The 25640-nt window shown below is 71.0% G+C and carries 13 protein-coding genes; 6 read left to right on the top strand and 7 right to left on the bottom strand.

What is annotated here, in order from left to right; genetic code table 11:
• Positions 1–3: 3 nt before the first annotated feature.
• Positions 4–3504 carry a DNA-directed RNA polymerase subunit beta gene (gene rpoB / locus ACFQ7C_RS00790; protein ID WP_378896612.1) on the bottom strand — a complete coding sequence of 1167 codons (3501 nt, stop codon included), beginning with the start codon at positions 3502–3504 and terminating at the stop codon, positions 4–6.
• Positions 3505–3803: 299 nt separating this feature from the next.
• Here rpoB and ACFQ7C_RS00795 point away from each other — a divergent pair, with 299 nt between their 5' ends.
• From ACFQ7C_RS00795 to ACFQ7C_RS00805, 3 genes are all read left to right on the top strand, one after another.
• A complete protein-coding gene (locus tag ACFQ7C_RS00795) occupies positions 3804–6416 on the top strand; it encodes a DUF4062 domain-containing protein (RefSeq protein ID WP_378896615.1) in 2613 nt (870 codons plus the stop codon).
• On the top strand, positions 6410–9049 hold the full coding sequence (locus tag ACFQ7C_RS00800) for a DUF4062 domain-containing protein (protein WP_378896618.1): 2640 nt from the start codon (positions 6410–6412) through the stop codon (positions 9047–9049). Before ACFQ7C_RS00795 ends, ACFQ7C_RS00800 begins: the two co-directional genes overlap by 7 nt.
• Before the next feature lie 226 nt (positions 9050–9275).
• Positions 9276–11900, top strand: coding sequence for a LuxR C-terminal-related transcriptional regulator (locus ACFQ7C_RS00805; protein ID WP_378896620.1), 2625 nt, complete (start codon positions 9276–9278; stop codon positions 11898–11900).
• 27 nt (positions 11901–11927) lie between these two features.
• Here ACFQ7C_RS00805 and ACFQ7C_RS00810 read toward each other — a convergent pair whose 3' ends face one another.
• Complete coding sequence (locus tag ACFQ7C_RS00810) at positions 11928–12290, bottom strand: group 1 truncated hemoglobin (protein WP_378896623.1); 363 nt, start codon at positions 12288–12290, stop codon at positions 11928–11930.
• Between the two features lie 264 nt (positions 12291–12554).
• Here ACFQ7C_RS00810 and ACFQ7C_RS00815 point away from each other — a divergent pair, with 264 nt between their 5' ends.
• The gene (locus tag ACFQ7C_RS00815; RefSeq protein ID WP_378896626.1) at positions 12555–14849 is read left to right on the top strand and encodes a CHAT domain-containing protein; all 2295 of its coding nucleotides are present in this window, start codon (positions 12555–12557) and stop codon (positions 14847–14849) included.
• A gap of 61 nt (positions 14850–14910) precedes the next feature.
• Positions 14911–17115: a caspase family protein gene (locus ACFQ7C_RS00820; RefSeq protein WP_378896628.1), complete on the top strand. Its 2205-nt coding sequence runs from the start codon at positions 14911–14913 to the stop codon at positions 17113–17115.
• A gap of 48 nt (positions 17116–17163) precedes the next feature.
• On the opposite strand, the gene ACFQ7C_RS00825 is transcribed toward ACFQ7C_RS00820, so the two are convergent.
• Both ACFQ7C_RS00825 and pxpA read right to left on the bottom strand, forming a co-directional pair.
• Entirely contained in the window at positions 17164–18798 is a 1635-nt protein-coding gene (locus tag ACFQ7C_RS00825) for a 5-oxoprolinase/urea amidolyase family protein (protein ID WP_378896631.1), read from the bottom strand.
• Positions 18792–19547 carry a 5-oxoprolinase subunit PxpA gene (gene pxpA, locus ACFQ7C_RS00830; RefSeq protein ID WP_378896634.1) on the bottom strand — a complete coding sequence of 252 codons (756 nt, stop codon included), beginning with the start codon at positions 19545–19547 and terminating at the stop codon, positions 18792–18794. The genes ACFQ7C_RS00825 and pxpA overlap by 7 nt, the downstream gene beginning before the upstream one ends.
• A 272-nt stretch (positions 19548–19819) precedes the next feature.
• Here pxpA and ACFQ7C_RS00835 point away from each other — a divergent pair, with 272 nt between their 5' ends.
• Entirely contained in the window at positions 19820–21583 is a 1764-nt protein-coding gene (locus ACFQ7C_RS00835; RefSeq protein ID WP_378896637.1) for an ABC transporter ATP-binding protein, read from the top strand.
• 66 nt (positions 21584–21649) lie between these two features.
• Here the strand turns inward: ACFQ7C_RS00835 and ACFQ7C_RS00840 are convergent, their stop codons facing one another.
• The 3 genes from ACFQ7C_RS00840 to ACFQ7C_RS00850 all read right to left on the bottom strand — a co-directional run bounded on the left by ACFQ7C_RS00840 (position 21650) and on the right by ACFQ7C_RS00850 (position 25390).
• Positions 21650–22612, bottom strand: coding sequence for an ABC transporter permease (locus ACFQ7C_RS00840; RefSeq protein ID WP_378896640.1), 963 nt, complete (start codon positions 22610–22612; stop codon positions 21650–21652).
• Positions 22609–23613, bottom strand: a complete 1005-nt coding sequence (locus tag ACFQ7C_RS00845) for an ABC transporter permease (protein WP_378896642.1) — start codon at positions 23611–23613, stop codon at positions 22609–22611. The genes ACFQ7C_RS00840 and ACFQ7C_RS00845 overlap by 4 nt, the downstream gene beginning before the upstream one ends.
• A 106-nt stretch (positions 23614–23719) precedes the next feature.
• Positions 23720–25390 (bottom strand): ABC transporter substrate-binding protein, encoded by a 1671-nt coding sequence (locus tag ACFQ7C_RS00850; RefSeq protein WP_378896644.1) that lies wholly within the window; start codon positions 25388–25390, stop codon positions 23720–23722.
• Positions 25391–25640: the final 250 nt, after the last annotated feature.

The following is a 25640-nucleotide window of genomic DNA, read 5'->3' on the forward strand; positions in this document are numbered from 1 at the left end:
GGCTCAGATCTCGTCGATCGACGAGGACTCGAAGCGGCTGGAGATGTTGATGCCGAGCTCTTCAGCAGCGCGGAAGGCGTCGTCGTCGGTGTCGCGGAGGTTGACCGCCGTGCCGTCGGCCGAGAGGACCTCGACGTTCAGGCAGAGCGACTGCATCTCCTTCATGAGCACCTTGAACGACTCGGGGATGCCGGGCTCCTGGATGTTCTCGCCCTTGACGATCGCCTCGTAGACCTTGACGCGGCCGAGGATGTCGTCGGACTTGATCGTGAGGAGCTCCTGGAGCGCGTACGCGGCGCCGTAGGCCTCGAGGGCCCACACCTCCATCTCACCGAAGCGCTGACCGCCGAACTGCGCCTTACCACCGAGCGGCTGCTGGGTGATCATCGAGTACGGGCCCGTCGAGCGCGCGTGGATCTTGTCGTCCACGAGGTGGTGCAGCTTCAGGATGTACATGTAGCCGACCGAGATCGGAGCCGGGAACGGCTCGCCGGAGCGTCCGTCGAACAGCTGCGTCTTGCCCGACGAGTCGATCAGGCGCTCGCCGTCGCGGGTCGGGTTCGTCGAGTCGAGCAGACCCGCGATCTCGGCCTCGAACGCGCCGTCGAACACCGGCGTGGCGACCTTGGTGCCCGCCGGAGCCTCGAACGCCTGCTCGGGCAGCTGGGCGGCCCACTCCGGGGTGCCCTCGACCTTCCAGCCCTGCTTGGCGATCCAGCCGAGGTGGAGCTCGAGGACCTGGCCGAAGTTCATTCGACCGGGGATGCCGAGCGGGTTCAGGATGACCTGGACCGGCGTGCCGTCCGCGAGGAACGGCATGTCCTCGACCGGGAGGATCTTCGCGATGACGCCCTTGTTGCCGTGACGGCCGGCGAGCTTGTCGCCCTCGGTGATCTTGCGCTTCTGGGCGATGTAGACCACGACGCGGCGGTTGACGCCCGAGCCGAGCTCGTCGTCGCCGTCCTCGGCGTTGAACTCCTTGACCGCGATGATCGTGCCCTGTTCACCGTGGGGGACCTTCAGCGACGTGTCGCGCACCTCGCGGCTCTTCTCGTTGAAGATCGCGCGGAGCAGGCGCTCCTCGGCCGACAGCTCGGTCTCGCCCTTCGGCGTGACCTTTCCGACGAGGATGTCGCCGGGACGCACCTCGGCGCCGATGCGGATGATGCCGCGCTCGTCGAGGTCCTTCAGCAGGTCGGGGCTGACGTTGGGGAGGTCACGCGTGATCTCCTCCTTGCCGAGCTTCGTGTCGCGGGCGTCGACCTCGTACTCCTCGATGTGGATCGAGGAGAGGGTGTCGTCCTTCACCAGGTCCTGGCTGAGGATGATCGCGTCCTCGAAGTTGTGACCCTCCCACGTCATGAACGCGACGAGGAGGTTCTTGCCGAGGGCGAGCTCGCCGTTCTCGGTCGCGGGACCGTCGGCGATGACCTCGCCGGCCTCGACGCGCTCACCGGCCGAGACGACCACGCGCTGGTTGTACGACGTGCCCTGGTTCGAGCGGTCGAACTTGCGCAGGAAGTAGTCCTGGGTGCCGCCCTCGTCGAGCTGCACCGTCACGACGTCGGCCGAGACCTCGACGACGACACCGGGCTTGTCGGCGGTGACGACGTCACCGGCGTCGATCGCGGCGAAGCCCTCCATGCCCGTGCCGACCACCGGCGACTCCGAGCGGAGGAGCGGGACGGCCTGGCGCTGCATGTTCGCACCCATGAGGGCGCGGTTGGCGTCGTCGTGCTCGAGGAACGGGATGAGTGAGGTCGCCACCGACACCATCTGGCGCGGCGAGACGTCCATGTAGCCGATCTCCTCCGAGTGGAAGAGGTCGACCTCGCCGCCGTTGCCGCGACGGGCGAGGACGCGGTCCTGCGCGAAGCTGCCGTCGCCCTTCAGCTCGACACCGGCCTGGGCGACGATGTAGTCGCTCTCCTCCGAGGCGGTCAGGTAGTCGATCTGGTCGGTGACCTTGCCCTCGACGACACGGCGGTACGGCGTCTCGATGAAGCCGAACGCGTTGATGCGCGCGAACGAGGCGAGCGAGCCGATCAGACCGATGTTCGGGCCTTCCGGCGTCTCGATGGGGCACATGCGGCCGTAGTGCGACGGGTGGACGTCGCGGACCTCGACGCCTGCGCGCTCACGCGACAGACCGCCGGGGCCGAGGGCCGACAGACGGCGCTTGTGGGTCAGGCCCGCGAGCGGGTTGTTCTGGTCCATGAACTGCGACAGCTGCGACGTTCCGAAGAACTCCTTGATCGCGGCCACGACGGGGCGGACGTTGATCAGGGTCTGCGGCGTGATCGCCTCGATGTCCTGCGTGGTCATGCGCTCGCGGACGACGCGCTCCATGCGCGACAGACCGGTGCGGACCTGGTTCTGGATGAGCTCGCCCACCGCGCGGATGCGGCGGTTGCCGAAGTTGTCGATGTCGTCGACGTCGAGACGGATCTCGGCCGGCTTGCCGCCGCGCACGCCGTCGAATGTGACGTCGCCGCGGTGCAGGCGCACGAGGTACTTGATCGTCGCGACGATGTCATCGACCGTCAGCACCGAGTCGGTGAGCGGCTTGTCGAGACCGAGCTTGTGGTTGATCTTGTACCGGCCGACCTTGGCGAGGTCGTAGCGCTTCGGGTTGAAGTAGAAGTTGTCCAGGAGCGCGCGGGCGGCCTCGGCGGCGACCTGCTCGCCCGGACGGAGCTTGCGGTAGATGTCGCGGAGCGCGTCCTCCTTGGTGAGGATCGTGTCCTTCGAGAGCGTCTCCTCGATCGAGTCGAAGCCGGCGAACTCGGCGAGGATGTCCTCGCTGGTGAGGCCGAGGGCCTTGAGGAAGACGGTGACCGACTGCTTGCGCTTGCGGTCGATGCGGACGCCGACCTGGTCGCGCTTGTCGATCTCGAACTCGAGCCAGGCACCGCGCGACGGGATGACACGCGCCGACACGATGTCCTTGTCGGACGTCTTGTCGGGGGTCTTGTCGAAGTAGACGCCGGGCGAACGGACGAGCTGCGACACGACGACGCGCTCGGTGCCGTTGATGATGAACGTGCCCTTGTCGGTCTGGAGCGGGAAGTCGCCCATGAAGACCGTCTGGGTCTTGATCTCACCGGTCTGGTGGTTCATGAACTCGGCCTCGACGTAGAGCGGGGCCGCGTACGTCTTGCCGCGCTCCTTGCACTCCTCGATGGAGTACTTCTCGGGCTCGAGGTACGGGTTCGTGAACGAGAGCTGCATCGTCTCGCTCAGGTCCTCGATCGGCGAGATCTCCTCGAAGATCTCCTCGAGGCCGCTGACCTCGGGCACGTCGGTGCGGCCGTCGGCCTTCGCGCCGGCGACGCGCGCCTTCCACGCCTCGTTGCCGACGAGCCAGTCGAACGACTCGGTCTGCAGCGCGAGAAGGTCGGGGACCGTCAGCGTGTCGGAGATCTTGGCGAACGAGAGGCGGGATGCTCCGCGTCCGTTCTTGGGGGTGGTGGTGGGGTTGGATGCGTTGCGCGCAGCAGCCAAGGGGATTACCTCCGTGGGCCCGTAGGGCTCGTTTCCTTGTCGTCAGGTGGAGTGCTCCTCATCCCCGAAACCCGCGCGGCACGCCTCACGTGAACGTGAGGGGGCGCAGGCACAGCCGACCACCATATGAGGGCAGGGGGAATCCAAGAGCGCAAAGACCCACTATACGTCGTACGACGCGCCGTGTCCAGTCGAATTCTTGACGACTTTCGGATGCTGCGGTATAAGGTCCGCGACGTCGATACAGCAATGTACTCGAACCGTGGCGGTGACCGGCCCTGCGGGTCCAATATATGCACATGACTGGGGGACGACCCCCCGTGATCCGCACGCCCGACCAGCGGATCCGGGTGTTCGTGAGCTCGACCCTGCGCGAGCTCGCAGAAGAACGGGAAGCAGTGCGTTCTGCCATCGAGCGACTCCGCCTCGCGCCCGTGATGTTCGAACTCGGCGCCCGCCCCCACCCACCCCGCGACCTCTACCGCTCCTACCTCGCCCAGTCCGACGTGTTCATCGGCATCTACGGCGCCAGCTACGGCTGGATCGCCCCCGACGAAGACGTCTCCGGCCTCGAAGACGAATACAACCTCGCCCCCGCCGGCATGCCCAAACTCATCTACGTCAAAGACACCGACACCCGCGAACCCCGCCTCACAGACCTGATCGCCCGCATCCAAGCCGACGACACCGCCGCCTACCTCCACTTCCACAACGCCGAAGACCTCGAAGACCAGGTCGCCGGCGACCTCGCCATGCTCCTCGCCGAACGATTCGACCAGTCCCGGCGCACGGAGCCCGCGACGGCCGCCGAGATCTCGCTCGCGGCACGGGTGCCCGAGCCGTACACCGAGACCATCGGGCGCGAGGGCGAGCTGGCCGAGATCCGGGCGCTGCTCGCCGGCGGCCTGCACCGCGTCGTGAGCCTCATCGGACCGGGCGGCATCGGCAAGAGCCGCCTCGCCATCGAGGCCGCGCACGCGAACGGCGACCTCTTCCCCGACGGCGTGTACTTCGTGCCGCTCGAGGGCGTGCTCGAACCCGGACTCCTGCTGCCGACGATCGCGTACATCCTCGGCGTGCGCGACACCGGGGCGACGACCCTCGAGGAGCGGATCGCGCAGGCCATCGGCGACCGGCACGTGCTCATCGTGCTCGACAACTTCGAGCAGATCATCGATGAGGCGCCCGTGCTGGTGCGGCTGTACTCCCTCGCTCCGCGCGCCTGCTTCCTGGTCACGAGCCGCATCGTGCTGCGCATCCGCGGGGAGCGGGTGTTCGAGGTCGAGACGCTCGAGACGCCCCCGGCCGACGTGCCCGCGACCCTGTCGCAGGCGCAGTCGTCGTCGGCGTGCGTGCTGTTCGCCGAGCGCGCCGCGTCGGCCCTCCCCGGGTTCCGGCTGACCGCGGAGAACGCGTCCGACGTCATCGCCATCTGCCGGCAGCTCGACGGGCTGCCCCTGGCGATCGAACTGGCCGCGGCGAAGATCCGGCTGCTCTCGCCGCACGACGTCGCGGAGCGTCTCGGGCACAGCCTCCCCCTGCTGTCCACCTCGGTGCGGGATCTTCCCGACCGCCATCGCACCATGCGCGCGACGATCGACTGGAGCGTGGGCCTGCTGGCCGACGAGCAGCGTGCCATGCTCGAGGACCTCGGCGTCTTCGCGGCCCGGTTCAGCCTCGAATCGGTCGAGGCGGTGGGCGAGACCCGCTCGTGGGGTTCACAGACCATCGAGACGCTCGCCGCGCTGATCGACGCGTCGCTGGTGCAGCGCATCGAGTCCGGCGGCCGCTCGGTGTTCTCGCTCCTCGCGATCGTGCGCGAGTACGCCCTCGAGACGCTCGAGTCACGCCAGGCGGCGGACGCGATGAGGATCGCACACGCCGACTACTACCTCGACCTGGTGCACCGGGTCGCGCCGCGGCTCCGCGGCGCCCAGCAGATCGACGCCGTCGCCGAGCTGGGGCTCGAGGTGCCGAACCTGCGCGCGGCGGCGCGCCACCTCGTGCAGCAGAACCGCCTCGACGACGCCGGCGACTTCGCGTGGACGATGCTGGCGTACTGGTGGATCTGCGGATACTTCGCCGACGTGCGGCTGTGGATGCTGGAACTGCTCGAGAAGCGGATGCCGGTGACCCCGCGCACGCGCGCGATCGCGACGTTCTTCCCGCTGTGGGCGGAGCTGTGGCAGAGGCCGAGCGATCAGGTGGTGGACGAGCTCGGCGAGGTCGTGCGACTGTTCACCGAGAGCGGCGACGAGCAGGCCGCCGCGATGGCCCTCGCCGCGAAGGCGTCGACGCGGCTGCAGTTCACCGACCTCGACGAAGAGGTCTTCCGGGCCGAGATCGACGAGGCGATCGCGACGCTCCACGAGCTCGGCGACAGCTGGGCGGAATCCCTCGCCGAGACGGTGCTCGGACAGTTCGGCATGCTGCGGCGCGACATCCCGGCGGCGCTCGAGCACCTCGGTCGCGCGGTCGACATCGCCGACGCCGCCGATGACGCGTTCACCCGCGTCGTGGCCGGCAACAACCGCGCGCGGCTGCGCTTCGTGCTGGGCGAGCGGGATGCGGCAGAGGAGGAGTTCCTGCTGACGCTGCTGCTGTCGATCCGGCTGCATTTCGTGGACGGAGCCACGTACGGCCTGGAGGGCATGTGCGCGATCGCCGCGTCGCACGGCGACGCCTGGCGGGCCGGCGCCCTGGCGGCGGTGGCGGCGACGATCCGCGAGACGACGGGGATCTACGACATCGAAGGGTTCGCCGTGCATCTCGCCCCGCTGGAGGCCCTGCGGGCCGTCGATCCCGAGAGCGTCGAGGCCGGCGAGCGCGCGGGCAGGGAGATGGGCCTTGCGGAGGCCATCGCGATCGCACTGCCCGACGCCGACGTCCGCGAGAAGGTCCCTTCGTGGTGACGGGTCTCGAGCGGACTCCCGTGATCCGCACGCCCGACCAGCGGATCCGGGTGTTCGTGAGCTCGACCCTGCGCGAGCTCGCAGAAGAACGGGAAGCAGTGCGTTCTGCCATCGAGCGACTCCGCCTCGCGCCCGTGATGTTCGAACTCGGCGCCCGCCCCCACCCACCCCGCGACCTCTACCGCTCCTACCTCGCCCAGTCCGACGTGTTCATCGGCATCTACGGCGCCAGCTACGGCTGGATCGCCCCCGACGAAGACGTCTCCGGCCTCGAAGACGAATACAACCTCGCCCCCGCCGGCATGCCCAAACTCATCTACGTCAAAGACACCGACACCCGCGAACCCCGCCTCACAGACCTGATCGCCCGCATCCAAGCCGACGACACCGCCGCCTACCTCCACTTCCACGACGCCGAAGACCTCGAAGACCAGGTCGCCGGCGACCTCGCCATGCTCCTCGCCGAACGATTCGACGAGTCCCGCACGCAAGAGTCGTCCGAAACCGGAGGCCCACCCGTCAGCCTGGTCGGCCGCGTTCCGGTGCCCTACACGACCACCATCGGCCGCGAGGTGGACATCGACGCGGTGCGCACCCTCCTCGCGCGGGGCACGGACCGCGTCGTAAGCCTCATCGGACCGGGCGGCATCGGCAAGAGCCGACTCGCCATCGAATCGGCGCTCGCGTGCGGCGACCTCTTCCCCGACGGCGTCTACTTCGTCCTCCTCGAGGGGGTGCTCGAGCCCGGGCTGCTGCTGCCGACGATCGCCTACTATCTCGGCATCCGCGACAACGGCGAAGCCGCGCTCGAAGAGCGCATCGCCCATGCCCTGGCGGATCGCCGCGTGCTGATCGTGCTCGACAACTTCGAGCAGATCGTGGATGCCGCCCCCGTCCTGGTGCGGCTGTACACGGTCGCGCCGACGGCGACCTTCCTGGTCACGAGCCGTATCGTGCTGCGCATCCGCGGCGAGCGCGTCTACGACCTGCCGCCGCTCACGACGCCCGCCGGCGAAGGTCCCGCGAGCCTCGACCGCGCCACGCGCTCGGCTGCGGTGTCGCTGTTCGTCGACCGGGCGCGGGCGATCGATCCCCACTTCGACGTCACGCCCGGCAATGCGCGGGATATCGCGGACATCTGCCGGCGGCTCGAGGGGCTGCCGCTCGCGATCGAGCTCGCCGCGGCGAAGGTGCGGATCCTCAACCCGGCGCAGATCGCCGGCCGCCTCGAGAAGAGCCTGCCGCTGCTCACGGCGGCCGTGCGCGATCTGCCGGAGCGGCACCGCACGATGCGGGCGACGATCGACTGGAGCGTGAGCCTTCTGCCGCCCGAGCAGCGAGACCTGCTCGAGGACCTCGGGGTCTTCGCCACGCGGTTCACGCTGGACGCGGTCGAGGCGCTGGGCGAGGGCAGCCCGTGGGGCGGTCACGCGATCGACGCGCTGGCGGCGCTCGCCGACGGCTCGCTCGTGAAGCAGAGCGAGATCGGCGGCCGGCGCGTGTTCTCGCTGCTCGCGATCGTGCGCGAGTACGCGCTCGGGCGCCTCAAGGAACGCGGCGACGCGGAGCGCGTGCGCCGCGCGCACGCCGACTACTACCGCGCGCTCGTGGAGCGCATCGCGCCCGACCTCGGCGGGCGCGGGCAGGCCGACGCGGTCGTGCGACTCGGCCTCGAGCTGCCGAACCTGCGTGCGGCGGTGCGCCACCTCGTGTACACGAACCGGCTCGACGACGCCGGCGACTTCGCGTGGAGCCTGCTCATCTACTGGTGGATCTCGGGCTTCTTCGCCGAGGTGCGGGTGTGGATGCTCGAACTGCTCGAGAAGCAGCACGAGCAGCCGATCACGCCGCACACGCGCGCGATCGCGTGGTTCTTCGCACTCTGGGGCGAGATGTGGCAGCGCCCCAGCGAGCAGGTGGTCGCCGGACTCGGCGAATGCGTCCGGCTGTTCCGGGAGAGCGGCGACGAGGACGCGGCCGCGATGGCGCTCGCGGCCCGTGCGACGGCGCGGGTGCAGTTCTCCCACCTCGACACCGACAAGGCCGAGACCGAGCTCCGCGAAGCGGTCGTGACCCTGCGCGGCCTCGGGAACACGTGGGCCGAGGCGATCACCGAGGTCTCGCTCGGCCGGCTCGCGTGGGTGCGCGGGGGGACCGACGACGCTCTCGCCCATTTCGACCGCGCGACCTCGGTCGCCGAGTCGCGCGGCGACCTGTTCACGACGTCCGTCGCCGGCAACCTCCGCTCGCGGCTGAACTTCCAGCTCGGGCGCATCGAGGAGGCCGAGCGCGAGTTCGTCCACACCCTGCTCCTCTCCATCGGGCTCCACTACGAAGAGGGTGTGGCATACGGGCTCGAGGGTGTGTGCGCCGTCGCCGCCGCGCACGGCGAGGCATGGCGGGCGGCGGCCCTGGCGGTCGCGGCGGGCGAGATCCGCCGCCGCATCGGCATCTTCGACGTGGAAGCCTTCACCGTGCACACGCCGTACCTCGAGATCCTGCGCGGCCGCGATCCCCAGAGCGTCGAGGCGGGCGAGATCGCCGGCGCCGAGCTCACCGTCGCCGAGGCCGTGCAGCTGGCACTCGACGAGCACGACTTCGCGACCGTCGCCGACGCGCTCAAGGCCTGGTAGCGGACGGATGCCGCGGCCCGCGGCATCCGTCCCTCTCTTGTTCGTTCGTCACATATGCACGCGAATCCGGCGAATCCGCGTACACATGTGACGAACGAACGCCGAGGATGGTGCGCGCGGTCCACCGCGACCCGGAAGCGGCGGCGCGTTGCGCCGAGGAATGTCGTGCCCTCGGCACGCACGAGCCCTAGAATCTCGCTCAGCCTGGGGAGGCTGAGGAGGCTCGATGGCCGTACAACCGCTCGAGAGCGCACTCGCGCCGTGGCCGCTGACGGGTCGCGCGGCGATCGTGCAGCGCAGCACGGCCGCGCTGACGGGACACGTCCGGACGCTCGTGATCTCGGGGGCCTCGGGCGTCGGCAAGAGCCGCGCCGTCGCGGCCGTCGGCGAGGGGCTCGCGGCGCACGGGTGGGCGGTCCTGCACGCGACAGGCACCTCGATCATGTCGACGGTGCCGCTCGGCGCCCTGCTGCCGCTGTTCCCCACCGATCGCGCGCAGCTGAGCGAGGCCTCCACCGTGCCCGCCACGCTGCTCGATCGTGCGATCGTCGCCCTCGACGCGGTCGCACCCTCGCCCCGGCTGCTCGTGATCGACGACCTGGGTCTGCTCGACCCGCTCTCGGCCACGCTCGTGGCGCAGCTGGTGGCCGTCGACGCGCTGCGGATCGCGGCGACGCTCCGGTCGGGAGACGCGCTCCCCGACCCGTTCATGTCGACGTGGAGCGCGGACCGCGCGCTGCGCATCGAGCTCGCACCGCTCGACGTCGAGACGATCCGCGAGCTGCTCGCCCATGTGCTGGCAGGTCCCGTCGCCCACCGCACCGCGAGCGACCTGGAGCGGGCGACCGGTGGCAACCCGCTGTACCTGCGCGAGCTCGTCGTCGGCGCGCTGGAGTCGGGGCGCCTCGCCGCGCAGGCGGGCGTCTGGCAGCTGACCGGTGACCCCGTCGGCTCCCCCGCCCTCCGCGACCTCATCCTCGCGCGCGTCGCGCAGCTCGATCCCGACGAGCGGGACGTGGTCGACCGGCTCGCCGTGACCGGCGAGCTGCGCGCCGCCCACCTCGTCGCGCCGGGTGCGCGCGACGCGCTCGCCCGGCTCGAGAACGCCGGTCTGGTGCACATCGGCGAGCGGCTCGAGGTGCGCCTGGCGCATCCGCAGTACGCCGCGGTCGTGGCATCCTCCCTCTCACGACTCCGCACCGCCGATTTGCTGCTCGAGCAGGCGGAGCTGCTCGACCGCGACGGCACCACGGCGGCCGATGCCCTGCGCACCGTCACGTGGCGGCTCGCGGCGGGGGCCGACGCCGACCCCGAGATCCTGGCCAGCACCGCCCGCCTCGCCCGGCAGGCCGGCGACCACCGCACCGTCGACCGGCTCGCGACCGCCGCCCTGTCGGCCGGCGGCCCGCGACCTGACCTGCTGCTCCTGCGCGGCGAGGCGCTGCTGCGGATGGGTCGTGTGAGCGAGGCGCTCGAGCAGCTGCACGCCGGGGCGGCGCTCGGTCCCGACGGCGAGCTCGCGACGGCGATCACCGCGACCACGGCGATGGCGCACGCGAGCGTGCACGAAGGTCTGGCCGAGGCGCTCGCCGTGCTCCGCGGCGCCGACGGCGGCGGTGCGCCCGACCCGTCGCTGGCCCTCATCCGCGCGCTCATCGAGCTCTACTCGAACAACGCCGCCGAAGCCGACCGCATCGTCTGCGGCGTGGCCGGCGGCTTCGGCGACTCGCCCGCCGAGCAGGCGATCATCGCGGCCTCGCGCGCCCAGCCGCTCGCCGCGCTCGGGCGCACCGACGAAGCCCTCGCGGCCGCCGAAACGGCGCTCGCGTTCGCGCGCGCGACGCAGGGCCGTGCGATCCCGGGGCACACCGTCGCGAACGCGCTGCTGACCCTCGGCACGGTGCAACTCCACGCTGGGAGCATCGACGCCGCCCGCGCGACCGCCACGGAGGCGCTCGTCGAGGCCATCGACGCGGACGACGAGATCGTGTCCCGCTCGATCGAGTTCCTGCTCGGCCGCATCGCCGCCGACGCCGGCCTGCTCGAGACCGCCGCCCGATGGTTCCGCGACACGATGAGCGGCGCGATGACGGCCGGCCCGATCAGCCTCTACATCCCGGGACTCGCGAGCCTCGCGGTCGCGCTCATCGCGCACGGCGACCTCGATGACGCGCGCAGAGAGCTCGCTTCGGTGCCCGCCGGGGTCGACACCGGCCCGGGCGGGCTCATCGCGCGAGCGTGGCTTTCCGCCCTCGACGGCGATCTCGGCACCGCCCGGCGCCTGCTCGTCGACGAGGCGCAGAACATGGCCGAGACGGGCCACGTGTTCCTCGCGGGCACGTTCCTCGTGCACCTCGCCCGTATGGGAGGGGCGGATGCCGCGGCCCACTCGATAGCGAGGCTCGCCGCCGGCCTGCCGCAGAGCCCGCTGCTCGCCATGCAGGCGGCCCATGTCGCCGCCGAGGCCGGGGCGGACTGCGCCGGGCTGGAAGCCGCCGGCGAGGCGTGGGCGGCGCACGGCGCGCACCTGCTCGCCGCGGAGGCGTTCGCCTCGGCGGCACGGGCGGCCCGCGCCGCGGGAGAGCAGCGTCACGCGATGGCGCTGCAGAATCGCAGCGACGTGGAGGCCGCGCGCTGCGAGGGGCCCGCGACACCGCTCTTGCGGTTCAGTGAGGAGCTCACGCCCCTCACCCGCCGCGAGCGCGAGATCGCCACGCTCGCTGCAGACGGCGCGAGCTCGAAGGACATCGCGGCCAAGCTCTTCCTGTCGACGCGTACCGTCGACAACCACCTGCAGTCGGTCTACGGCAAGCTCGGCATCAGCGGCCGCCACGAGCTGGCGCGCCTGTAGCCCGCCCGCGGGACCACTCCGCGGAGGTCACGCCACGGCGACGGTGACGATCTCGCCGCGGCTCGCCTCCAGGCGTGCGCGCACGCTGCCGACGACGTCGTCCGGCACCCCGAGGTCGTGGAGGCTCACGGTGAGGTGCTCGACGACCGCGTCGAAGGCGTCGCCGGTGATCTCGAGACCCGCGTGCGCCGCCTCCAGGCTGCGCCCCGAGAACATCTCAGGGCCGCCGAGCGCGGCGGTGAGGAACGCCCGCTGGTGGGCCCTCAGCCGGGTCATGTCGACGTCCCGGAACCACGTCTCGAGCTCGGGATCGGCGACCACCCGCTCGTAGAACACCGTCACCACGGCCTTCATGGTGGTCGCGCCGCCGATCTCGTCGTACACGCTCACACGTCCTCCGTCCGTTCGATCCATTCGAATGTATCCGCACCCCCTGGGCGGTCCGTAGGCAACGACTACTCAGTTCTGCCGCGACGGCCGGAACACGGATGCTGCGGCCGCGACGACCGTCGTCGTCCGGTGTATCAGCGCCGCACGTCGCATGCTCTGGTGCGGTGATGCGTGCGGTTCTATGCTGTGCACCGGACTGCGCTCCTCGGATTCATTGGGTGACGGTGCTCGTGGGGATTCGGGCGCCGGAGCGAGGGGGTCGGGATGACTCTGGTTCCTGATGTACCGCGTGTCGACGTCGAAGCCGACCACGATGCCCTCGACGTGCACGTCGACCCCGCACCGCCCGGCGGCGGCCCCGACGAGAGGGGCATCACGCACCTGGCCGACGCGAGGCTCCAAGGCTCATCCGACACCGTGGCGACGGTCCGCCTGCGCGGGCCGGGAGGCTTCCACTACGCGGTGATCGTCGCGCGCGGCGTCGAGCTGGAGCTCGTGCCCCTGGAGCCCGACGGCGACGGCTTCGCGGCGCGGATCCGCGTGGCCGGCGGCGAGACGGTGTTCCTGGTCGTCGTCTCGAGCGACTTCGAGCGGGGCATGGACGCCCTCGAGGCCGAGGTGGCGCGCGGCGGGATGGGCGCGACGCGCCCGCAGCCGTTTCCTCGCGCGTTCCCGCCGCCCGACCTGGGCGGAGTCATCGGGGGACCGCCCGGTGGACCGGTCGCGGGGCAGCGCGGGGGGCTCGTGATCGGCGGAGCCGTGCGTCGCCGTTCCACCGGGCTCGCGCCAGGTGCACCGGTTCCCCTCCCTCCCGTCGCTGCACCGGCCCCGGCGCCGCCGAGGCGACGGGTGCCCCCGCCTTCCGCGGGTGCCGCAGCCGCGCCCCCACCGGCCGCGACGCCTGCGAACGGCGGCGCGGCGCAGCCGAGGGTCGCGCCGTCCGCGGGCGTCGACGGAGCGACCCGCGTTCCGGCGTTCGTCGACGCGGAGATCCCGTCGCGCCTCGAGCAGGGGACCGAGTTCGACGCGGTCGTGAGAGTGTCGCTCGAGGATCTCGTGCCGACCGCCGGCACGGCGCACGCCAAGGCCTCGGCCCGGTTCGATCCGACGCGGGACATCGAAGTGGCGGTCCAGCTCCGCGGGCTCTCCCTCGCGCCCGGGCAGGCGTCATCCCAGTCCACCCCGCTTCCCGCCACCGCCCGCCGGCCGAGGAAGCTCACCTTCCGGCTCGTTCCGGAGGATCCCGGGCGCGGTCACATCACCGTCAAGTTCACCCAGCCGCCGTCGACCGAGATCCTGGCGACGCTTGCTGTGAGCGCCCCGATCCACCCCGCCGGCGCAGGTGCAGCGGGCCCGGACGGTCGGCACGTGGCGAAGGCGGGCGTCGCGGTCCCGCCCCGCAGTATCGCCGACTTGCCGACTCTCACCATCGAGGAGTCGATCGCCGGCGGGAAGTCGGAACTCACCATCACGGCGAAGATCGGTGGCACTGTGGCGCGCCACACCGCTCACCTCCCCGACGACGCGACGGGACTGCCCGACAAGGCGGCCTATGTCGGCGGGATCTACGCGGAGCTGGCGCGCATCCGGACCGCGTACGAGGCGAAGGCGAAAGTCGACGACCCCACCGCCGCCCCGGACGCTCGGCGCGACGTGCGGACGCTGGGCGCGCGGATCGCCCGCGAGCTCCTCGGCGACGACGTCAACTCGCTGCTGTGGAACCGGCGGCGACGCATGTCGCAGGTCGTCCTGCAGACTTCGGGGGAGCTCGACATCCCCTGGGAGATGGTGCACCTCGTCCCGGTGGGGACCCAGCGCCCCGACAAGGAGCGGTTCTTCCTCGGCGACCTCGGTCTCATGAGGTGGATGTACGGGACGCCGCGTCCGACCGTCATCCCGCTCGACCCCGGCAAGGTCATCGCCATCGCACCGAGCTATGCCAACCGTCGGCTGCGCCTGCCGCGCGCCCGCGAAGAGGTCACGCTCCTCGAGCGGCTCCTCGAGCGCAAGCCCCTCACCGCTGAGGATTCCGGTCAGCTCCACGACGCCATCGTCGCCGGCGACTTCGATCTCCTGCACTTCGCCGGTCACGGCCGCTGGCGCGACCTCGCGCCGCTCGGCCAGGAGATCGCGTTCGCGAAGTTCTCGCTGCGTCGCAACGACCCCACCGCCTCCTACACGGACTCCGATGCCCGGAGGGACATGCCCGAGACCGATGACGACGGCACGGGTGGCCGTGCGGCTCCGCCCGCGCCTTTCGTGTTCCTCAGCGCGTGCGACGTCGGGCGCCTCCGCTCGGGCGCGACCGGCCTCGGGGGCTTCGCGGAGGTCTTCCTCCGCGGCGGCGTCGGCGTGTTCATCGGGTGCTCGTGGGCGGTGCGCGACGACGTCACCGCCGAGTTCGTCAGCACGTTCTACGAGGAGGCGCTCCGCAACAAGGCGACTCTCGGCGAGGCCGTCCTCGCGGCGCGCCGCGCCGCCCGCGAGGCGGGCGACCTCACCTCCCTCGCCTTCACCGTCTTCGCCGACCCGCGCGCGAGGCTCAAGCTCTCGCGATGACCGGCAGCGACAGGGCTGCACACCACACCCCGCCACCCATCACCAGACAGGACGTGACACCATGCCGGACACCACCACCGCCTCCCGCGGATCGACGCTGAGCGCGACCGACCTCGCCGCGCTGCGCAAGCACGTCATCCACACGGCAGACGGCAAGCTGACTCCGACCGCCCCGGCGAAGCCTCGCGACGTCGGCCAGTTCGGGACCACCGCTGCCGACGTCCACCGCCTCGTCACGCAGGACCTCGCGGCGTTCGTCGACCAGCAGGCCAAGAAGGCGAAGGGCGACGTGGCTCCGGTGCCGGTGCTGATCTGGGCGCACGGCGGACTCACCGACAAGGCGGCCGGCCTGAAGACCGCCCATCACCAGGTCGACTGGTGGAAGAAGAACGGCGTCTACCCCATCCATCTGGTGTGGGAGAGCGGCCTCATGACGACGCTGGCAGACGTGCTCTCGGGCAAGGCGACGGGATCGCGGGGCTTCACCGACATCACCGATCTCGCCGTCGAGGCCGCCGCCCGCGTGCTCGGCGGGCGCAAATTCTGGGACGACATGAAGCTCGACTCGGCGGCGGCCTGCCTCCCGGCACTGAAGGACGGCACCCGCGGCGGGGCGGACGTCCTGGCGGCGGAGCTCCGCGACTACATGGCGGCCAATCAGGACGCCATCGAGATCCACGTCGCCGGACACAGCGCGGGGTCGATCTACCACTCCCACTTCGTGCCCCGGCTGTTCGAGGGCCCCAACCCCGTCGACCACGTCGCGACGGTGACCTTCCTCGCCCCGGCGGTGCGTCTCGACACCTTCGAGGCGCAGCTGCTGCCGCTCGCCGAGACCGGCAAGATCCACGACGTCTCGATCTTCACGATGGACGAGAAGCACGAGAAGCGCGACAACACCGCGGGGGTCTATCGCAAGTCGCTGCTGTACCTCGTCTCGCGGGCGTTCGAGGCCGAGCGCGACGCCAAGATCCTGGGCCTCGACGAGCATCTGCGCAGCGCCGGGCGCACCATGGCGTATCTCGGCGACGACCCCGCGCGGCTCGTGAAGGGGCCGACCTCACAGGGTCGCCTCAGCAGCACGCAGGCGACGTCGCACGGCGACTTCGACAACGACGTCGAGACGATGATGAGTCTCGCGCGTCGCGTCCTCGGTGTGCCCGACAGCGACGAGCCGGACGGTCTCACGACCTACCCCGCGAGGACGCGAGAGGTCGGCGTCGAGAGCGAGGGATCGCGCACGCCACGTCCTGAGCCGACGGGCGTCCGCGGCGCCGTTCCACGGAAGCTCGCGCTGTGCATCGGCATCGACAAGTACCCCAAGGACCCGCTCAGCGGCTGCGTGGCGGACGCCGACTCCTGGGGCGCTGCACTGGACGCGGCCGGCTTCGACGTCGAATACCTCCGCAACGAGCAGGGGACGCGCGACGGGATCCTCCGGGCGATGCTCGACAAGGTCTCGACCGCGCGGGACGGCGACATCGTCGCGATCCAGTTCGCGGGGCACGGCACGTTCGTCCCCGACCTCGACGGCGACGAGACCGACACCTTCGGCCCGAGCGATGAGGCGCTCTGTCCCGTGGACTTCCGCGACGGCGAGCTCATCGTGGACGACGACCTCGGCGCGATCTGGGACGCGATCCCCTCCGGCGTCGCGGCGACGCTCTTCTTCGACTCATGCCACTCGGGAACGGTCAACCGAGGGCTCACGCGCTCGGAGTTCGATGCGAAGAACTTCCCTCCCGGCACGAAGCCCCGCATGACGGTGCTCGACGGGGACGAGGTGGAGGCCTTCCGCGACAAGCGGGCCGCAGCGCTCGGCGACGACTTCCGGCGCGCGGCCTGGGAACGCGTCGTCGCGGTCGAGACCGACCGCGCCGCCGAGGCTCCGGCGCCGCGCGGCGAGCAGCGCGAAGTGCTCATGAGCGCGTGCCAGCCCAACCAGGTCGCACTCGAGACGAACGGGCACGGCGTCTTCACCACCGCGGCGCTCGCGGTGCTGGCGAAGAGCCCCGGCCTCACCAACAGCGAGTTCGTCGCAGCGGTCTACGACATCATCGACGACACCTACGAGCAGCGGCCCATGCTCTCGGCGGCGGGCTCGCTCGGCGCGCGCGTGCTCCTGAGCTCGCTGCACGACACCGTCGAGCCCACCAGCATCAAGGTCGGGTCCAACGGCAGTCGCACCGCGGGGGATGTACGGAAGGCGGCGATCGTCGCGATCCTGCGGGCCACGGCCGACCTGATCGAGACCGGGGGCGACTGATCGCGGAGGGACGTCCGCGCCCGGACCGGTGCGCGGGGGTTCCGTCCGTCACCGGCCCGGCCGCGCGTGCCGGAACCGGATGCGGGTGCCCGGCCGCGCCTGCGCGATGAGGTCCAGTCCGGGGTCGGTCACGACCGCGATGACGGGATAGCCGCCGGTCACCGGGCCGTCGGCGAGGAGGATCGTGGGCCGCCCGCTGGGCGGCACCTGCAGCGCCCCCGGCACCATGCCTTCGCTCGCGAGCTCGCCGGTGCGGACGCGCGTGAGCTCGGGCCCGTCCAGGCGGGCTCCGACGCGGTCGGCGTGGTTCGACACCGTCCAGACCGTGTCGTACAGGGTCGCGAGGGCGTCCGCGGTGAACCAGTCGGCCCGCGGACCCGGGGCGAGCTCGAGCTCGAACTCCGCATCGCGGGGCGCACCCCAGCCGGCGGGAGGAGCGATGGGGATCGGCGCCGTCGCGTCGTCGCGCACGCCCACCACGTCCCCCGCGCGAAGGGCCGCGGGCCCGAGTCCGGCCAGCCGGTCGGTGGCCCTCGAGCCCAGTGCGACATGGGCGTCGAGCCCTCCGCGCACCGCGACATAGGCACGCGCCCCGTGCGCGAACCAGTCGATGTGCAGTTCGGCGCCGGCGGGCCACGCATGCGCCTCGTACGGGTCGACCTCGCGCCGGTCGATGCGCACCGTGCCCCACGCCCCGGTCACGGCGACCCACAGCTCGGACTGGGCCACGGCGCGCAGCCCGCCCATCGTGACCTCGATGCCGGCGGCGCCCTCGGGGTTCCCGACCAGGCGGTTGGCGGTGCGGAGGGCTCCGCGGTCGAGCGCGCCCGACACCGCGACGCCGACCGAGGCCGCGCCCTCGCGACCCAGGTCCTGCACGGTGGCGAGCAGCCCCGGTTCGACGACACGGATGCTGCGATCCGCCGCGGCGTCATCCGCGGCCGCCGCCGCATCCCCGGCCCCCATCCGCTCGCCTGTCGCAACCTGTCGATCCGTCCGACCGTTCGTGACAGGCGAGCTGCGGTCGATCGGGGCGGGGCGAACTTCGGACACCGCGGCGGGCACCGGCCGGAAGCGCACGCGCGCTCCCGGCGCGAGCGGCGCCGGGGACGCGGCATCCGGGTCGAACAGGCGTGCCGCGGTCGTGCCGATCAGCCGCCAGCCGCCGGGGGTGTCGCGCGGGTAGGCACCGCTGAAGACGCCCGCGAGACCCACGGAACCGGCCGGCACGCGGGTGCGCGGCGACTCGAGCCGTGGCACGTCGAACGGCCAGTCGTCGCTGACCAGATACCCGAAGCCCGGCGCGAACCCGGTGAACGCGACCCGCCATTCCGCGTCCACGTGGCGCCGCACGAGTTCGTCGGCCTCGACGCCCAGCAGCCGGGCGGTCTCGGCGAGATCCGCCCCGTCGTACACGATGTCGAGCTCGACGGTCGGCCGCGCGGTGAGCGACCCCGGCTCAGCCTCGGCCGCCGCGGCGATCGCCCATGCGCGGGCTGCGGACAGCGGCAGCACCCGCGGATCGACACGCACGAGCACCGTTCGCGCCGCGGGCACGAGATCGGTCACGCCGTCGGGCCGCGACGCGGCGAGCGCGGCGTGCAGCGGCAGCACGTCGCCGAGTGCGCCGACCTCGAGGAGGAACGCGCGCTCCCCCATCGGCCGCACGCGCGGGGTCACCACGGCGCCCGCACCTCCACGCCCGCGGCGTCGAGCGCCGCGCGCACGGCGCGGGCCATGTCGACCGCCGACGGCGAGTCGCCGTGCACGCACAGGGAGGCGGCATCCGCCCGCACCCGGGAGCCGTCGACCGCCTCCACCACGCCCTCCCGCGCGAGGCGCACGGCGCGCTCCGCCACGAGCTGGGGATCGTCGAGCAGCGCGCCCGGCTGCCCTCGGGGCACGAGCGACCCGTCCGGCAGATAGTTGCGGTCGAGGAACGCCTCGGACACGAACGGAAGACCGACGGATGCTGCGGCCCGCGCGATCTCGCCGCGCAGACCGAGCACGGGCAGTGGCCGACCGAGCAGCGTCGAGCAGTCGGCGACCGCGCGGGCGACCGCGTCCGCCTGCTGCCGGTCGGTCGTGACGGCGTGGTACAGCGCGCCATGCGGCTTCACATACCGGAGGTCGGCGCCCGCGTCGGCGAGCGCGGCGAGCTGCGCCGCCACCGCCGCGATGAGCTCCGCGGGCTCCATCGCCACGGCGACCCGGCCGAAGTTCGCACGGTCGGGGTAGGAGGGATGAGCACCGACCGCGACCCCGAACCGGTCCGCCCGCGCCACCGCCGCGCGCATCGAGGCGGCATCCCCCGCGTGCCCGCCGCACGCGACGTTCGCGCTCGAGATCAGCGCGAACATCGCCTCGTCGTCGGCCGTGGGCACCCCGTCGACGGTCTCGCCGAGGTCCGCGTTCAGGTCGATCGCCGCCATGCTTCCACGGTACTGCCGAGCCTCTCGGTCGGCCCCGTGCCGCAACTCCTCCGAGACGCCGGAGCTCGCGCCCCGCAGAGCGGTTTCCGAGCCCGCACGCGCCGGGCGGGAGGAGTTGCGGCACAGCCGCCGTCGAAGCGTCCCGGCGTCGACCGGACTCACGACGCCCAGCGGGTGCATCATGCTCACGCCGCGAGCCGGCTCGTTACGGATCCGTAAAGGCTGGCGGTGGACAGGTGCGCATTGCGACACCGCGGGGCAGGATGGAGCGCATGGCCCGAACCACCCCCCGCCTCGCGGCCGGAGCACCGCTGCTCCAGGTGCGAGACGTCGCCGTCCAGTTCCAGACCATCGACGGCCCGGTGCACGCCGTCGAAGGCGTCGATCTCGACATCGCGGCCGGCGAGACGCTCGCGATCGTGGGCGAGTCGGGCTCCGGCAAGTCCACGACCGCGATGGCGGTGATCGGCCTGCTGCCGGGCAACGGCAAGGTGACCCAGGGCAGCATCCTGTTCGAGGGCGAAGACATCGTGGGCGCACCGGAGAGCAGGATGCGCGCCATCCGCGGCCGGTCGATCGGGCTGGTTCCGCAGGATCCGATGTCGAACCTCAATCCCGTCGCGAAGATCGGCACGCAGATCGCCGAGACCCTGCTGGCCCACGACCTCGCCACCCGCAAGGACGTCGATCGCAAGGTCGTCGAGACCCTCGCGGCAGCGGGTCTGCCGAACGCCGCCGAACGTGCCAAGCAGTACCCCCACGAGTTCTCGGGAGGCATGCGCCAGCGCGCGCTCATCGCGATCGGCCTCGCGTGCGACCCGAAGCTGCTCATCGCCGACGAGCCCACGAGCGCTCTCGACGTCACCGTGCAGAAGACGATCCTCGACCAGCTCGGGCGGATGACCAGCGAGCGCGGCACGGCCGTGATGCTCATCACGCACGACCTCGGTCTCGCGGCCGAACGCGCCTCGAGGGTCGTCGTGATGAACCGCGGGCGCATCGTCGAGCAGGGCCCGGCGCGGCAGATCCTCGAAGACCCGCAGCACCCCTACACGCAGGCGCTCGTGAAGGCGGCGCCGTCCGTCGCCGCGGTGCGGCTGCGGCCCGAGGTCTTCCGCACGACCGCGCCCGAGAAGGCCGCGCCCGACATCGCTCCGGTCAGCCAGGCGACGGATGCCCCGACCACCGCCCGCACGGAGCCACGCGCCGCCGAGCCCGCCGCGGCGCCCGCGGCCGAGGCATCCGTTCCCGACAACATCGTCGAGGTCGAGGGCCTTACGAAGATCTACCAGGTGCGCGGCAGCAAGGAGGACTTCGCCGCTGTCAAGGACGTGTCGTTCTCGATCCCCCGCGGTGAGACGGTGGCGATCGTCGGCGAGTCGGGGTCGGGCAAGACGACCACGGCGCGGATGATGCTGCGAGTGATCGAGCCCACCAGCGGGACGATCCGCTTCGAGGGCCAGGACGTCGCAGCCCTCAAAGCACGCGACCTGAGGCTCTTCCGGCAGCGCGTGCAGCCGATCTTCCAGGACCCGTACTCGTCGCTGAATCCGATGTTCTCGATCGAGCGGATCATCTCCGAGCCGCTGGAGTTCTACAAGCGCGGCAATGCGAAGGAGCGCGCGGCCCGCGTCCGGAAGCTGCTCGACGACGTGGCACTCCCGCAGACGATGCTGCGGCGGTACCCCTCGGAGCTGTCGGGTGGTCAGCGCCAGCGGATCGCCATCGCGCGCGCGCTCGCCCTCTCCCCCGACCTCATCGTGTGCGACGAGCCGGTGTCGGCGCTCGACGTGCTGGTGCAGGATCAGGTGCTGACGCTGCTGCGCGACCTGCAGCGCGAGTACGGCCTCAGCTATCTCTTCATCTCGCACGACCTCGCGGTGGTGCGCCTCATCAGCGACTACGTCTGCGTGATGAAGGACGGCGAGCTCGTGGAGGCGGCATCCTCCGAGGAGATCTTCACCAACCCGCGCGACCCCTACACGCGGCGCCTCCTCGCGTCGATCCCCGGCAACGAGCTCGACATCGCCGTCTGACCGCTCTCCGGAATCGCCGAAGGGCAGATCTCCGCATGCGTGCGGAGATCTGCCCTTCGGCGGTTCTCAGCGTGCGCGGGTGCGGGGATCCATCGCCTCACGCAGAGCCTCGCCGAACAGCGTGAAGCCGAGCGCCGTCACCGTGATGCAGATGCCGGGGAGGAACGCGAGCCACGGTGCGACCGCGAGCTCGAGCTGGGCGTAGGTGAGCATGCGTCCCCATTCCGCGGTCTGCGGCACGTCGCCGCCGAGACCGAGGTACGACAGCGCGGCCGCCTCGATCACCGCGGTCGCCAGCGACAGCGTCCCCTGGACGATGACCGGCCCGACGGCGTTGGGAAGCACGTGGCTCATCGTGATCTTGCCGCGCCCGAGGCCGAGCGTCTGCGCCGACAGCACGTAGTCCGCGTTGCGCTGCTGGAGCATCGACGCGCGCAGGAGGCGCGCGAACACGGGCACCTGCGCGACGCCGATCGCGATCATGAGCGACGCCTGCGTCTGGCCGAGGATGGCGGCGATCGAGACCGCGAGCAGAAGCGACGGCACCGACAGCAGAATGTCGACGATGCGCATGATGAGGGTGTCGACCCAGCCGCCGAACATGCCGCACAGGAATCCGAGGATCATGCCGCCGATGAGGCCGATCGCGGTCGACACCACTCCGATGATCAGGGTGGCGCGCGCACCCCAGATCAGCTTGGACAGCACGTCTCCGCCGAAGCGGTCGAGGCCCAGCGGGAACTCGGGGATCTCACCGGGGCCGGGGATGTGCGTCGGCGTGATGTAGCGCTGCCCCGGGAGCTCGGTCGGTCCGTACGGCGCCAGCCACGGGGCGAGCACGGCGACGAGCACCAGCAGCGCGATGATGGCGCCGCCCACCCAGGCGCTGGGGTTGCGGCGCATCCGCCGGAACACGTCCCGCCAGAACCCTCCGCCTGTGGTCTTCGCCGCCAGCAGCTCCTTGTCGTCGATGGAGGTGTCGTCGACGGGCCCGCCGCTCGGCGCGGGGGGAAGCATCGCGGATGTCATGAGACCCTCACTCTCGGGTCGATGAAGCTGTACGACACGTCGACCGCCAGGTTGATGAGGGCGTAGCCGATCGCGATGAAGATGATGAAGCCCTGGAGCACCGGGTAGTCGCGCGTGAAGATCGCGCGTGCCAGGAACGAGCCGATGCCCGGGAACGCGAACACGGTCTCGGTGAGCACCGCCCCCGAGATCAGCAGGCCGACCTGGAGACCGATCGTCGTGATGACCGGAAGCATCGCATTGCGCAGGATGAAGCGTGACCGGATCGTCGAGCGCGAGATGCCCTTGGCCATGCCGGTGCGGACGTAGTCGGAGTTCTGCACCTCGAGCACCGACGCGCGGGTGATGCGCACGATGATCGCGAGCGGGATCGACGCCAGCGCGATCGCGGGCAGGATCAGGTGCAGGAACGCGTCCCACGCGGCATCCCATTCGCCGGTGAGGATGCCGTCGAGCACATAGAAGCCGGTGTAGTGCGTGGCGTCCAGGCGCGGATCCTGACGGCCTTCCGAGGGCAGCCACCCGAGCTGCACCGCGAACACCCACTTCAGAATGAACGCGAGGAAGAACACCGGGATCGTGATGCCCAGAAGGCTCGCGCCGACGAGGACGTGGTCGGAGGCCTTGCCGTGGCGGCGGGCAGCGAGGTAGCCGAGCGGGATGCCGAGGCCCACCGCGATGATGATCGCGAGCATTCCGAGCTCGATGGTCGCGGGCAGACGCCGGGCGAACTCCTCGAGGACCGGCTGGCGCGTCTGCAGCGAGACGCCGAAGTCGCCCGACAGCAGTTGACCGAGCCACGTGAAGTACTGGACGATGAGCGGCTCGTTGAAGCCGTATTGCTCGTTGATCTGCTCGACGGCCTCGGGCGTGGCCCGTTCGCCCAGGAGGGCGACGGCGGGGCCGCCCGGCAGGGCGCGGACCCAGATGAAGAGCAGGATGGACAGGCCGAACAGGGTCGGGATCAGCAGGAGCAGTCTGCTCCCGATGGTGCGTAGCACGGAAGATCTCTCCGGGAGACGGGCGGCGCGTGGGCGCAGCCGGGTCGGGGCGGGGAAGAGAGAGCGGATGCCGCAGCCCGCGGCTGCGGCATCCGCTCTGCTGCTCCTACTCGCTCAGTTCCACCAGGTTGTACACCTCGTCCTGCACGGGGCTCGCCGGGTACGAGGTCACGCGCTCGGCGAATGCCAGCGTCGGGACCGGGTGCGCCAGCGGGATGCCCGGCAGGTACTCCATGATCTGCTCGTTGACCGCGAGGTACGCGGCCTCCTGCTCCTCCGCCGACGCGAGACCGCGCGCCTGCGTGAGGGCCGCGGTGAGCTCCTCGTTCGTGAAGCCCCACTCGTTGCCGGCGGTGGCGAAGAACGTCCCGACGAAGTTGTCGGGGTCGTTGTAGTCGCCGGTCCAGCCCAGCAGGTGGATGCCGTGGTCCGCGCCGCCCTGGATGCGGTCGAGGTACGTGGGGTTCCAGTCCTCGCCGACCGGCGTGAGGGTGATCCCGACGGCCTCGAGCTGCGAGCTCAGGTTCGTGTAGATCTGCTCCGGGTTGGGCATGTACGGACGCGACACGTTGACGGGGTAGTTGAACTGCAGCGTCAGCGGGTTCGCCTCGGTGTAGCCGGCCTCGGCGAGCAGCGCCTTGGCCGCCTCGGGGTCATAGTCGTACGTGGTGACGTCCTCGTTCCAGCCGATGACCACGGGCGGCATGAACTCGCGCGCCACCTCGGTGCCCTCGGGGAGCACCTGCGTGACGAGCTGCTCCTTGTCGATCGCCTGGGCGATCGCCTGTCGCACGCGGATGTCGGCCAGCGCCGGCACGGCCTGGTTCATCGCGAGGTAGAGGATGTTGAACGCCTCACGGTTCACAAGGTTGAACCCGGCCTCCTCGAGGGCGCCGAGGTCGGCGGGAGCGACGAGGTCGTAGCCGTCGATCGAGCCCGACTCGAGCGCCTGACGACGGGCGGTGGTGTCGCCGATCACCTGGAAGATGACCTCCTGCACCTGGCCCTGCTCGCCCCAGTAGTCCTCGTAGGCGCTGACGGTCACGGACTCGCCCGGCGACCACTCGTCGAACTTGAACGGACCCGTCCCGACGGGGTGACCCTGCGCGTACTCGCTGAGGACAGGAGCCTCGGCGGTGCCGCCCACCTCGTCGGCGTTGTACTCCTCGAGCGCCGTCGGGCTCTGGATCGCGAACGACGGCAGCGACAGCGCGGGGATGAACCCGGCGAACGGCTGGGTCAGGGTGATGACCGCCTCGGTGTCGCTCGTCGCCTCGCAGCCGCCGTAGATCGAGGTACCGGTCTCCGCGTAGCCGCGCATGAGCTTGCCCCAGTAGTACGAGAGGCTCTCGGTGGCCGCGAGGCCGGTGAAGTTGTTCATGCGGTCGAAGTTGAAGCAGACCGCCTCGGCGTTGAAGTCGGTGCCGTCGTGGAACGTCACGCCCTCCTTGAGCGCGAACGTGTACGTGAGGCCGTCCTCCGACTGCTCCCAGCTCTCGGCCAGGCCCGGAGCGGGGTCGGCCGAGCCGGGCTCGACGCCCACGAGTCCTTCGAAGATCTGTCGCGAGACGCGGAACGTCTCGCCGTCGTTCGCCATCGCCGGGTCGAGACCGGCGATGTCGCCGGAGGAGCCGAAGATGAACGTCGAGTCGACGTCGCTCGCCTGCTCGTCCCCGCCGCCGTCGTCGCGCTGGCTCGCGCAGGCGGTGAGGACGATCGCACCGATGGCGACCGCGGCGGCGCCGGTGAGCCAGCGCCTTCTCGCAGTGTGGAACATGTGCTGTGCACCTTCCGTGTCGTGTGGGCTCCGCTGCACATCGTCGTGGAGCAGAGGTGCGCGCAGCCCTCAGCGGGGTGTGATGCTCCGACGCTACCCGCGAAGCGGCGCATCGAGGATTACACCTGTGTCTCGATTGTGTTTCGACCAGGACGGATGCCTCGGACTGGGCGAACTGCGTCATGCCCGCGCACGCTCGCGAGCAGATGTGTCAGCCGAAGCGTGGCGGACAGACCGGGACGGCTAACGT

Source organism: Microbacterium sp. NPDC056569 (assembly GCF_042793475.1).
Lineage (GTDB): Bacteria > Actinomycetota > Actinomycetes > Actinomycetales > Microbacteriaceae > Microbacterium.